General features: G+C 29.3%; 13 protein-coding genes. 6 read left to right on the top strand and 7 right to left on the bottom strand.

The genetic code is table 11. The features are described from left to right. Nucleotides 1-9: 9 nt before the first annotated feature. Nucleotides 10-1017: a mechanosensitive ion channel family protein gene (locus tag P161_RS0102815; protein ID WP_197026320.1), complete on the top strand. Its 1008-nt coding sequence runs from the start codon at nucleotides 10-12 to the stop codon at nucleotides 1015-1017. Nucleotides 1018-1083: 66 nt separating this feature from the next. Here the strand turns inward: P161_RS0102815 and P161_RS0102810 are convergent, their stop codons facing one another. Genes P161_RS0102810 through P161_RS0102800 form a run of 3 tightly spaced genes read right to left on the bottom strand, consistent with a single transcriptional unit; the run spans nucleotide 1084 to nucleotide 3060 of the window. After that, nucleotides 1084-1584, bottom strand: coding sequence for a mechanosensitive ion channel domain-containing protein (locus tag P161_RS0102810; protein WP_026775562.1), 501 nt, complete (start codon nucleotides 1582-1584; stop codon nucleotides 1084-1086). 3 nt (nucleotides 1585-1587) lie between these two features. Then, nucleotides 1588-2100: an acyl-CoA thioesterase gene (locus P161_RS0102805; protein WP_026775561.1), complete on the bottom strand. Its 513-nt coding sequence runs from the start codon at nucleotides 2098-2100 to the stop codon at nucleotides 1588-1590. Between the two features lie 45 nt (nucleotides 2101-2145). Next, on the bottom strand, nucleotides 2146-3060 hold the full coding sequence (locus P161_RS0102800; protein ID WP_026775560.1) for an HU-CCDC81 and SPOR domain-containing protein: 915 nt from the start codon (nucleotides 3058-3060) through the stop codon (nucleotides 2146-2148). 95 nt (nucleotides 3061-3155) lie between these two features. Here P161_RS0102800 and dprA point away from each other — a divergent pair, with 95 nt between their 5' ends. Together dprA and P161_RS0102790 are read left to right on the top strand one after the other, a co-directional pair. Beyond that, nucleotides 3156-4259, top strand: a complete 1104-nt coding sequence (gene dprA, locus P161_RS0102795) for a DNA-processing protein DprA (RefSeq protein WP_026775559.1) — start codon at nucleotides 3156-3158, stop codon at nucleotides 4257-4259. A 158-nt stretch (nucleotides 4260-4417) separates the two neighbouring features. Further along, complete coding sequence (locus P161_RS0102790; protein WP_026775558.1) at nucleotides 4418-5476, top strand: hypothetical protein; 1059 nt, start codon at nucleotides 4418-4420, stop codon at nucleotides 5474-5476. A gap of 17 nt (nucleotides 5477-5493) precedes the next feature. On the opposite strand, the gene P161_RS0102785 is transcribed toward P161_RS0102790, so the two are convergent. Both P161_RS0102785 and P161_RS0102780 read right to left on the bottom strand, forming a co-directional pair. Beyond that, nucleotides 5494-5919, bottom strand: coding sequence for a hypothetical protein (locus tag P161_RS0102785; RefSeq protein WP_026775557.1), 426 nt, complete (start codon nucleotides 5917-5919; stop codon nucleotides 5494-5496). Between the two features lie 3 nt (nucleotides 5920-5922). Further along, entirely contained in the window at nucleotides 5923-6291 is a 369-nt protein-coding gene (locus tag P161_RS0102780) for a DUF2237 family protein (protein WP_026775556.1), read from the bottom strand. Nucleotides 6292-6477: 186 nt separating this feature from the next. On the opposite strand from P161_RS0102780, the gene P161_RS17930 reads away from it, so the two are divergent. Continuing rightward, nucleotides 6478-6768: a hypothetical protein gene (locus tag P161_RS17930; RefSeq protein WP_197026319.1), complete on the top strand. Its 291-nt coding sequence runs from the start codon at nucleotides 6478-6480 to the stop codon at nucleotides 6766-6768. On the opposite strand, the gene P161_RS0102770 is transcribed toward P161_RS17930, so the two are convergent. Then, the gene (locus P161_RS0102770) at nucleotides 6755-9253 is read right to left on the bottom strand and encodes an outer membrane beta-barrel protein (protein WP_036841182.1); all 2499 of its coding nucleotides are present in this window, start codon (nucleotides 9251-9253) and stop codon (nucleotides 6755-6757) included. The two genes, P161_RS17930 and P161_RS0102770, sit on opposite strands and share 14 nt — an antisense overlap. 7 nt (nucleotides 9254-9260) lie before the next feature. Further along, the gene (locus tag P161_RS0102765) at nucleotides 9261-10361 is read right to left on the bottom strand and encodes a formylglycine-generating enzyme family protein (RefSeq protein WP_051605644.1); all 1101 of its coding nucleotides are present in this window, start codon (nucleotides 10359-10361) and stop codon (nucleotides 9261-9263) included. A 132-nt stretch (nucleotides 10362-10493) separates the two neighbouring features. On the opposite strand from P161_RS0102765, the gene P161_RS0102760 reads away from it, so the two are divergent. Both P161_RS0102760 and P161_RS17925 read left to right on the top strand, forming a co-directional pair. After that, complete coding sequence (locus P161_RS0102760) at nucleotides 10494-11492, top strand: GntR family transcriptional regulator (protein ID WP_026775553.1); 999 nt, start codon at nucleotides 10494-10496, stop codon at nucleotides 11490-11492. Nucleotides 11493-11494: 2 nt separating this feature from the next. After that, a complete protein-coding gene (locus tag P161_RS17925; protein ID WP_051605643.1) occupies nucleotides 11495-12385 on the top strand; it encodes an aldose 1-epimerase in 891 nt (296 codons plus the stop codon). The last annotated feature ends 12 nt before the right edge of the window (nucleotides 12386-12397 follow it).

Here is a 12397-nt window from a genome sequence, read left to right as displayed (position 1 = left end):
CCTGAAATTATGAAAAAAATACTATTTATATTTCTTTTTATTTCAGCCAGCTTTATGGTTGCAAAAGAAAGTAACACAGCGTTTCAAGAACCTGAAATACCAATTCAGCAACCTATAGATACTGTAAAAATAGATGCTACAAAAATTATAGAACCTGTAAAAAACGAAACTGAAAATAAAGTAAAAACAGCTGATAAAGCCACAAAAGATAAAATAGTAGAAAACTTAAAACCACCAGCAATTTGGGAATTGTTTTCTTTTTGGAAAATATTTTGGGCTTTAATTTTTATAATTGTAGGATATTTAATAATTCGTTTTACAATTTCATTGCTAGAAAAATATGCGGAAAAATTTACAAATCAACGAATTACCATCAAAGGAATTATTCCTATTGTAAAGATTTTTGGGTGGATAACGATTATGGTTTTAATCATTGTTGGTATTTTTCAGCCACCACAATCAACAGTTCTAGCAGTTTCTGCATCTTTAGGAATTGCAGTTGGTTTTGCATCACAAGATATTATTAAAAACATTTTTGGTGGCGTTATTATTTTATTAGACAGGCCTTTTATGGTAGGTGACAAAATAGAAGTTGGCAGTCATTATGGAGAAGTGGTAGAAATTGGTTTGCGTTCTATAAGAATTGTAACTGCAGACGATTCTTTGGTTAGTATTCCAAATGGTGAATTGATGAATCAATCTGTTTCTAACTCAAATACGGGTGAAGCCAATTGCCAAGTGGTTGCCGAAATTTATCTGCCAATTACTGTTGATACAAAACGTGTGCGTCAATTAGCTAATGAATCTGCACAGGTTTCTAAATATATCTACTTAAACAAACCCATTTACGTACTATTTTTTAATGAAGTAAAAGAAGGGCGTTCTTATTTAAAAATGCGTTTAAAGGCGTATGTTGTAGATATTCGTTACGAATTTGCTTTTAAAAGTGATATGACAGAGATTGTGATGAAAGAATTGTTAGCGCAAAAAATTATTGACCCTAAAGATTTAAGATAAAAAAATGCCATTTAAAATTGAGTTTATCAGCTTTAAATGGCATTTTTATGTGTTTTTAATTTAAAGTTATTCAGTAAAATAACGAATGTTTTTTTGAAGGATCATGGCATTTGGCATGGTAATTAACTCGTTTTCTTTGGTTTTAAGTGTGATGAAAAAAGCGCCAATATCTTTTATTTCTCCAGTAACGTTATTGTCTTTTTCTAAAACAGTAATGCTATCCCCAATTTTTACAGGATAATTAATATATAAAATTAAACCTGCTGTAATGTTTGATAAAATAGACCATTGTGCAAAAAACGCAATTCCTAAAATGGTTAAAAACGATGATATATATACCAATAATTGCTTTTCATCTACACCCCAAATAAAAGCAATAATAACAATGGCAGAAGCATATAAAATAAAAGTAATCACCCTATTAATAATGATTACTCTTGTTTTTTGAAATCCGAATTTAATACGGATTTTTCTCAAAGAATTTGTAATCATCACTTTTAAAAAAATAACAATAATAATGATTATTAGAGATTCTATAATTTTAAAATGATTTAAATATTCTAACATAATTTAAGATTTAAAAAGTGCTTTTAATTCTGTGGCATCATTTGGTTTTAATTTACCTGCCAAAACTAAACTTAGTTGTTTACGTCTTAAAGCACCTTCAAAACGTTCTTTTTCTAAATCAGTTTCAGGTGTTATTTGCGGAATTTGAACAGGTTTTCCAGTTTCATCTACAGCAACAAAGGTATAAATACCTTCATTTACTTTGGTTTTTAAACCAGATTGTCTGTCTTCAATCCAAACATCCACATAAATTTCCATAGAAGATTTAAACGCTCTAGAAACTTTGGCTTCTAAAGTAACCACACTCCCAACTGGCACAGATTTGTTAAAAGCAACATGATTTACAGAAGCAGTAACCACAATTCTGGCAGAATGTCTTCTTGCAGCAATACTGCAAGCTCTATCCATTCTTGCCAATAATTCGCCACCAAAAAGGTTGTCTAAATAATTAGTATCTCCAGGTAAAACTAAATCCGTCAGTACAGTTAAAGATTCTTTGGCTGTTTTTGCATCCATTTTTTTAAAATTTTTGCAAAGGTAAGAATAGCGTGTTAATAAACGTTACTTTTTAACCAATAACCAAGCATCTTTAGAAACTGATTTTTGTATTTTGTAAAGGTTATTTATCGCATCATTTTTATCAGAAAAACTATTAAAAGCAACCTCTGTTAATCCCCATTTGTTAACACCCAAAATACTAGCTTCATAGCCTAATTCTTTAAGTTCATTTACTTTCTTTTCGGCATTTTCTGGAAACTGAAACGCGCCAGCAACCACATGAAAAGGTTTTATTACTTTCTCTTCTTTTACAATCTTTAGCTCAAGAGTTGGTAAAGGGTTTGAAATTACAAAAGTAGCTGCTTGTATTTTTTTATCTAAAGCATCTTTTTGATTTGCAAAAAGTACTTCTTGCTTATTTTGTTGATAAATATTAGTACCAACAACACCTCCTAATGTTAATAAAATAGCAGCAGTTGCAGCATATTTAATAAAAGTAGGTATTCCTTTTTTAGTTGATTTTTCATCAATAGGAACTAAAGGTTTTACAATTTCTTTATGTCTTTTTATAGCTGGAGAATTAACAGTTGATAAACCAAAAGAAGCTGCTAAATAATTAGTAGTATGGTTAGGTTCAAAAATAATTTGTCCATTTTCATTCAAAGACAAAACACCAATAGAACCAATTTCTAAAGGTTTTGTTTGTAGTTGGTTTTGCCATTTAATTACAGACAAAGCAATAGCATTAGAAGCTTTTTCGAAAGAAATATTTTCTGACGAAGCAATATAATTTGCCAACAAACCATCATTAACAGTTAAATGACTGTTAAACGTAATTTGTTTAGAGGGTGGATAAAATGTGTGATCAAGTTCGTTAATCTTTGCGCCTATTTTGTTGGTTACAAAACCACCAAAATCGGGTACAATTACGCATTCATATCTGTATAGCAAATCGCTAATGTAGTTGGCTAATATCATAATAACAAATATAAAATTTTTGTCTTTTAAATGTTCTTTTATCCATAATTTTTATCAACAAAAAAGTTATATATTGACAATGAAATTGTTACGAAATGAAAGATGAAAAGTTATTGGCTATTTTACGATTGCAAAAAAGCAGAGCAATTGGCGATATCTTAGCAAAAAAACTAATTGTAAATGTGGGTGATGTCGAGGAAATATTTAATGAAAAATCAGCTACTTTGCAAAAAATCAATGGAATAGGAAGTCATGTTTTAAAACACCTGTATGATGAAAAAAACCTAAAAGCTGCTGAACAAGAATTAAATTACATAAAAAACAACAATATTAAGTTTACTTATTTTTTGGAAGATGATTACCCTGTAAATCTTCAAAATTGTATTGATAGTCCTATTTTAATTTTTAAAGATGGCAATATCAATCTAAATAATGATAAAATAATTTCGATTGTTGGTACTAGGAATATGAGTTCTTATGGGCGTGATTTATGTACAAAAATAATTGAAGATTTGGTACAATACAATCCTGTTATAGTAAGTGGTTTTGCATACGGAGTTGATATTTGCGCGCATAAAATCGCTATTAAAAATAAGTTACAAACCATTGCAGTTTTGGCTCATGGATTTGAGCAAATTTACCCTAAAGTTCATAAAAAGTATATCAATGAAGTAAATGAAAATGGTGGTTTTTTAACCGAATTTTGGAGTGAAGAACAACCTTTAAGAGAAAATTTTTTAAAAAGAAATCGAATTGTGGCAGGCATCTCTAAAGCAACCATCATTATAGAAAGTGCAGAAAAAGGTGGTTCTTTAGTAACTGCGGATATTGCCAACTCTTATAACAGAGATGTGTTTGCAATTCCTGGCAGAACAACCGATATTTATAGTAAAGGTTGTAATAATTTAATTAAAAATAATAGAGCAACTTTACTAACATCATCAGAAGATATTGTAAAAATGCTTAATTGGGACATTCAAGAAAAACCAAAAAAAGTAATTCAAAAACAATTATTTATAGATTTAAACGAAAGTGAACAGAAAATCTATGATTTATTAAGTGATAAAGGACAACAATTATTGGATGTGATTTCTTTAGAATGTAATATTCCTATTTATCAGTTGTCATCAATATTGTTGCAAATGGAAATGAAAGGAATCACAAAACCTTTACCAGGAAAGCTTTTTGAATTGGTGTAAATTCAATAATTCTTAAAGATTATGTTGATTTTATTCGTGAATTCGTGGCATTTTTTATCTAAATAAAACAAAATTCGAAGCAATTAAAAATCTTTAATAATTCGCATTTATTAATTCTTTTAATTATTCTTATTTTTGATGAAAATCAACCTATAAAAATGGCAGTAGAAAAAAAATTAATGTCCAAAAAAAAACCAGCTTTTCCAATAAGTGAAGCTTTAGATGGATATTTAAAAAGATACAATCGAAATATAAAAATACCTATTTTTTATGACGATTTACTTCGCTTTCAAGGTTCGATAACCGTTTTTGATAAAAATGACGAAGACACACTTTGGGTAAGAACCTATTATTCTGAATGGGATAGAGTTGAGATTGATAATTCTTTAAAGAAAATTTATACAATGTTGCATTCGGATGGAAATGACGAAGCCATTCCGTTTTTAAATATAGATTCTATTGACTATTGCACTTTTGGGAATTCGAAACCATTTCGAGTAAAAGTTAGGAATATTTTAAATGATAACTACACCCATTTTTACGTTAAAAAAGCAGATGCTTCTAGAGTTTATGGCTTGGAGTTAGAGCATATTCTATCTCCTCATAGTATGAATTTTTTAGTGTATAAAGACACTTTAATTGAAGAGCATATTGCAGGGATTCCTGGAGACGATTTTATCAATGATTTTTTACCAAAATGTACTGAAGCTGAAAAAGCACAAATTGCAAAAGAATTTGTAAAATTTAAAGAGCGTTGTTTGGTGAGGCTTTTAGGAGATATGCGTTCTTATAATTACGTAATAACACCTACGCACGATTTTGACCAGATTATTTATAAAATTAGAGCCATCGATTTTGATCAGCAATCTTTTGAAGGGAATTTAAAAGTTTACAATCTACAGTTTATGAAAGAGAATTTCAAAATGGTAGAAATGGTGAGTAAAAAATTACAAAATAACTCTATAAGACAATATAAGTTAGAAGAACGTTCTTATATGGCAAAAAGAATGATTACTGTTCCAAGAAGAACTGCTCGTTTGATAAAATGTATGAAAAAAGATACAATTTCATTTCCAGAAAATGTAGAACTCCTCAAAAAACATTTAATACAATATGTGGGTGATGTAAAGTTTAAAGACTGTAATAATATGGGTGAAATTTTAGAAACTATTTTAGCGTTTGTAAAACGTAATTATTTAGATATCACTAGTAAATAAATTTTTATTATTCTTTATTATACAAAATATTTCCAAAGACCTATTCCTAATAACAAACTCCATAATAAAGTTCGTAACCAGTTTCTTTGAATCAATTTATTTAAAAGTTTTTCATCAAAATTATTATTTGTTATTTTAAAGTGAAGAGGAGCAAAGCTAGTAAATGTAAAGATCCAGAGAAAAATAACTAATAAAAATCTAGTGGTATTTAGCATATCAAATAGATTAAAAACATCATAAGAAGCAATAACTAATTGCAATACCATTAAAGGAACTACAACAACTGCAATTCTGTTGGTATATTTTTGATGCCAAGAAACTAAATCTTTAGGCTGATAATACAAAAAACTTGGATATACAATTAGTTGTACCATCCAGATTAAAACAACCAAACCAGCATCCGCTAATAACGATATTTGTGTTATGATTTCTTGAGTTTCCAAAATTTAGCTTAGTTTAGGAAATTCATATTTTTGAAGAAGCTCTAAAGTTGTGTATTGCAAAGATTTTATGTGTGTTGCTTCTAAATCAATAAATGGTGCTTTGCCAGCTTTTTCTGCTTGCAACCATCTAGATATACACAAACACCATTTGTCACCAGCTTTTAAACCAGGAAAATTCCATTGTGGAATTGGTGTCATTAAATCGTTGCCTTTTGAGGCTGAATATTCTAAAAAATCTTGTGTAACAATTGCGCAAACTGTATGTGTGCCAACATCGTGAGCAGCTGTTCTACAAAATCCATCTCTAAAATAACCAGTTGCAGGTGCTGTGCAGCAAGATTCTAAAGGTGTGTTTAAAATGTTTAATTCCAAAGTAATGTGGTTTTTATTAAGTTTTATAAAGATACAATATGTAATTTTTTTAAATTTTGACTCGTCAAATTTATTTTGTGTTTTTTAACAAGATAATTCTAAAAACGTTAAAGATCTGTTATTCTGTATAGGAAAACAATTTTGTTTAGCTAAAATTAATTAAATTTAAACAAAAATTAAGAAATCATGAAACAATCTGCTTACATTTATATCATTTTGGGTACACTTTTATTAATTAGTGTTACTATTGTTAGTGCAATGGACTTTGAGTTTAAATGGATTTTTTATGCTTCGTTAATTGGTCAAGCTTTTGTTATTTTAATGGTGTATAAGGTTTTAAAAGACACGTATGCTACCAATAAAACTTTTGATGATTTTTACGAAGATCATCCTATTGGAAAAGTTGAAATGATGTCGATAAAGTTGAAAAAGAGGAAAATTACAGATAATTATTTATCAAACTTTAAAACTCTTTAGCACCAAATTCACTCTTAATAAATTTCGATTTATTTTTATTAGAATTAAAGTTATAAGACACATTTAAACTGATCATATCAACTTCGTACACATAATTTGTAGTTGTAAAAAACGAATTTTGTTGCGAAGTTGTTATTCTTTGTTCATTGGTGTTTAGTAAGCCCATATCTATATTTTGCCATTGTAAAGTAGCTGCTAATCTATCGTCTAAAAATGTTTTTCTAAACGTTAAATTGGGTGAATAAAAACGGGAATCTTTTCCTTGTGCAGTAACTCTTTCTGATAAATAATTCAGCGAAAATTGCAAAGAAGAGGTTGTATTAAATTGATACGTAGAATTTAAATTGATGGAATATTGTGTTGAATTATTATCAATTGGTTCTGTAAACGTAACTCCATTTTCTTCATACACAAAATCGCCATTAATATCTAAATTAAAAACATTAAAGCCAATAAAATTACTCCATTTTTCTGTTGGATTTAATTGCGCTCCTAATTCTAAACCTAAAGACCTTCCTGTACCAACATTGGTGTAAATTCTGTCTAAAATAGTATCATTAAAAATCTTGTTCACTCTGTTTACCAAGTTTTTTACATTTCTTAAATAGGCAGTTGCATACACAGAATTCCCTTTTTTAGTTCGTTTGGAAATCCCGATTTCAACTAAATCCACAAACTCTGGAAGTAGATTTTTATCCCCTTGTTCTAAAGTTTCAGAATGTTCTCTTTCACGAAAAGGATTCATTTTAAAGGTAGTTGTTCTTTGCACTCTTTTACTATAAGCTGCTTTTATTATTGCTTTATTCTCTAAAGTATAGGCAACAGTTGCTGAAGGAAATAATTGCAAATAATCGTAATTTATAACTTCTGGTGCTGTTTGGTTTTCGCCTTGCAAAGTCAATTCTCTATCCATTTTTTCCAATCGAAGTCCAGCAACATATTCCCATTTTTCTTTTTTGTTAGATACATTTACGTAACCAGAATGCAACGTTCTTTTTAAATCAATTTGGCTTGTAAATTCAGGCACAGTTTCAAAAATACCAGTGGCGTTATTTCTTCTTGTGTAATCAAAATCGCCTTTATGATCTAAAAAACGATATTGATAACCAGTTTCTAATTTTCCAAAAGAGAATTTAGCAAACTCATAATCCAATCGAAATAAGGTTCCAAAAAGTGGATTATCATTCGTGTTAAATTCATCTTGAAGAATTTGAGAAGTATCAGGAAATCCTAAATTCCTGTTGGTTGTTGGGCCACCTAAAAGCGTATATTCATATAAAAAAGAAGTCGATATTTTTGATTCATCTACAAATGTATGCGCATAATCAAAACTACCTAAAGCAAAATCGCTTGTTCTAATTCGTAGGTTTTCATTAAAATATTGAAACGTGTATAATCGATTATTGCTATCTGCAGGTTGCACAGCATTGTTATCAAAATATAAAATATCAGCGGTTCTGTCTTTGCTTCTTTTTCCTACAAAAAATCCGATAGAAAATTCGTTGTTTTTATTGGGTGTATAATCTAAAGTGATATTTCCACTATAGTTTTCTTCATCAAAAGAGCGTTCTCCATCAGAAGGAAAACTTGTTTTAACATCATTAATAATCGTAAAAACATCACCTTCTCTTCGACCAGAAATATCATTTCTTTGGTAACTTGCACCTAAAGAAAAATTCCATTTATCTTTTCTATAATTGTAAGTTGCATCAATTCCATAACGTTTTGCACTTTCAGAATTGTTGTAATCTTCAATTGATGGAGCACCAATTCGTGTATTTATTTGTGTAAAAGTGCCATTTAAAGCACCTTTTTTAGTGAAGATATTTAAAATTCCTGCTTTTCCTTCAGGATCGTATTTTGCAGACGGAGCCGTAATTACTTCCACTTTATCAATAGCATTTGCAGGTAATTGACTTAAAATTGTTGCAGGATTTCCCTGAACAGGTTTGCCATTTAATAAAATAATAAACCCAGTAGTTCCTCTTACAGAAATTTCTCCAATTCCATTTACAGAAACAGAAGGCAGGTTTTTAATTACTTCAGTTGCTGTGCCTCCTTGACTATTTTGGAAATTTGTGGCATCAAAAACTTGCTTATCAATTTTACTAACCACAGCAGCTCTTTCGCCTTTAATGACAACTTCGTTTAAAGAATTTCCTAAAGACAATTGTAAATCTCCAAGATTTTTTTCATCCCCAGAAAAAACAATATTTTCTATTTTTTTAGGTTGATAGCCAATAAAAGAAATTTCAATAAAATAAGTTCCTGCTTTTAGTTTATCAAAAGAAAAAATACCTTTTTCATTGGTAATAACTCCCGAAATTAATTTTTTGGGCGATTGATTGTACAAAGCAACTGTAGCATATTCAAGTGGGGTTGCATCTTCTTGATCAATAATTTTTCCTGTTAATTGGGCAAATACAGTTTGATTTGCGCACAAAAATAAAATGATAAATAATGTTTTTTTCAACTGATTTTTCATAAATATTTTATTTTGAAGCTAACATTTCTGGAGTGGCAACTGTTCTAAAACCCACGTGATCTGAACCAGAATCTATAGCAACTCCCATTTTTGCAGAGATTCTAAAACTTGCACAATAGGATTCGTGGCATAAAAAAGAACCACCTTTCATAACATGTTCAACTTGGTAAGGATTGCTTGGACTGTATGATTTTTCTGCACCTTTAGGATTTATGATTGGTTTAGAAATGTCAATTTCTTTGTAATGATTTACGTTAAATAAATCGCTTGTAATTTCCCAGACATTTCCTGTCATATCGTATAAACCAATGCTATTTGCAGGATACGATTTTACAGGAGAAATAAATTCAAAACCATCTGTAGATTCATTTTTTGAAGGGAAAGTTCCTTGCCAAGTATTGGCATTGGCATCTAAAATTGTGGTGTCATTTCCCCAAGTAAAAATGGCATCCGTATTTTTTCCTTGTGCTGCAGCTTCCCATTCAGCTTCCGTTGGCAAACGTCTATTTGCCCATTTGCAATAAGCCAAAGCATCTTCTAAAGCAATATGAACCACAGGAAAATCTTCTTTATCATCAATAGTAGAATCGGGTCCTTCAGGATGTTTCCAATCTGCACCAATTTTCCACGTCCACCATTGTGTATAATTATTCATGTTTACAACTGCGTTTACATTCTTATTAAAAATTAAACTTCCAGGTTGTAAAATAGAATCGTGAGGTTTTAGAGTGCCTTCAGGAACTTGACTTTTCATTTCTTCCCAGTCAATTTTGCGTTCTGCAACAGTAATATATTTAGTTTCATCAACAAATTTTGCAAACTGTTTGTTGGTAACTTCTGTTACATCCATAAAAAAACCATCTACAGTAACTTTATGAGCAGGTTTTTCTCTTGGCATTGCATATGTATCGGTTTCTTTTGCGCCTTGTAAAAACGTTTTTCCTTCTACCCAAATCATGTTTTCAGGAGTTTTTACAGTAATTTTTTCCTTTTTTTCTTCGGATGAATTTGTGGTTGATTTCTCTTTTTTACAGCTGCTTAAAGCAAGTACACAAACCATAAAAAGCAAACTATATGTTTTTAGAACATTTTTTTTAAAGACAAACATTTTTGTAAATTTTAGAGCGATAAAGGTAATAATTCCTTTTGATACGATGGACTATTAATCGCTATTTTTTGCAAAAATAAACTACCAGTACATACTAGTTGTTTATTTGTTGAAAAAGTATATATTTGTAATATGGAAATCGTGAAATTAAAAAAGCAAAGTAAAACACCAAAATATAGGCAAATTATTGCTTCTATTGAAAATGCTATTGTAAAAGGCGATTTACAAAAAGGTGATAAGTTGCCTTCTTTAAATGTTATTAAAAACAAGCATTCCCTTTCTAGAGACACAGTTTTAACGGCTTTTAATGATTTAAAAAACAGAGGAATTATCAACTCTGTAGTTGGTAAAGGTTTTTATGTTTCTTCTGTTGATGTAAAATTACAGCAGAAAATATTTGTTCTCTTTGATGAATTGAATTCGTTTAAAGAGGATTTATACAACGCTTTTTTAAGTAATTTAGGGTCTCATATTGATGTTGAAATTTATTTTCATCACTTTAATATCAACGTTTTTAACAAGTTGATAAACGAAAATGCTGGTAATTATAGTAGCTACGTAATTATGCCTGCTAATTTAAAAAACACGCATAATTCCATACAAAATTTGCCAAAAGATAAAGTGTTTATTTTAGATCAAATTCATGAAGATTTAACTGGATACCCAGCAATTTATCAGAATTTTGAAAAAGATATTTTTACGGGATTAGAAACTGTTTTAAAGAAGTTAGTTGATTATGAAAAATTAATTCTATTGTATAATGATGACAAACAACCTAAAGGGATTTTAAACGGATTTCTGAAATTTTGTAAACAATACAATTTACAAAGTGAAATCTTAGAATCTTTACAGGACAGAAAACCTAAAAAAGGAGAAATATTTATTATTTTAGACGATAAGAACCTTATTAGAGTCATCAAAAAAATAAAAGAAGAACAACTAATTTTAGCAAAAGATGTAGGAATTATTTCTGTAAACGATACTATTTTAAAAGAAGTAGTAGAAAACGGAATTACTACAATTTCTACAGATTTTAATTTAATGGGGAAAAAATTAGCTGAAATGATTTTAAATGATGACAAAATAAAGGTTGAAAATCCGAGTCGTTTAATTTTAAGAAAATCGTTGTAAAAATGTTTAAAATCAACAGTAAAAAGAAAAAAGGGTTGAACTATGTTGAATTGCAAAATCCATCAAAAACCACCAAAGCAAAAATTTGTTTAGACCAAGGAGCTAGAATAGTTTCATTAAAATTTAAAGATAACTTTATTATTAAAGAACAACCAGATTTCGATTATAAAGATTCTTATGCATCTTCAATTTTGTTTCCTTTTGCAAGTAGAATTAAAGAAGGCAAATATACGTTTGAAGGTAATGAGTATCAACTAGAAAGAAATGATGGTGATAATGCTTTGCATGGTTTGGTTTACAACAAAAAGTTTGAACTTTTTGAGCCAGAAGAACATAAAGACAATTGCTCTGCAACCTTTAATTATTATGAGAAAAATGAAAGTAAAGGTTTTCCTTTCACCTATTTTTTATCAGTAACCTACACACTTTTTGAAGACCGTTTAAAAGTTAGAATTACCGTTAAAAATACCGATATAAAATCTTTTCCTTTTACCTTGGGTTGGCATCCTTATTTTAATTCATCAGATTTAAAAAACAGTACTTTATCGTTTAAAAGTGATCAAAAAATTAAGTTTAGTAAAAACCTAATTACAAAAAAGGTAAAAGATCAAAAAACACCAGAAGTTTTTAAAATTGAAGACCAACAATTAGATGATTGTTTTATTTTAAAAGATGATAAAGTTTCATTTTCAACACCAACTTACAAGATAAAAATTACATCAGATTCAGAAAAGAATTTTTTACAATTATATACACCAAAAGGCAAAGATATTATTGCAATAGAACCCATGACTGGCATTTCTGATACGTTTAATAATAAAATAGGAATCCAAGTTCTAGAAGCCGATAAAACTTACGTTTTAAATTGGGGTTTAAAATTTAATGCAGATTAAAAATCAACATGA

It is taken from the genome of Polaribacter sp. Hel_I_88 (assembly GCF_000687935.1).
Lineage (GTDB): Bacteria > Bacteroidota > Bacteroidia > Flavobacteriales > Flavobacteriaceae > Polaribacter.
Note: the sequence above shows the minus strand (reverse complement) of the source record. Positions and strands in the feature narration are given on the sequence as shown.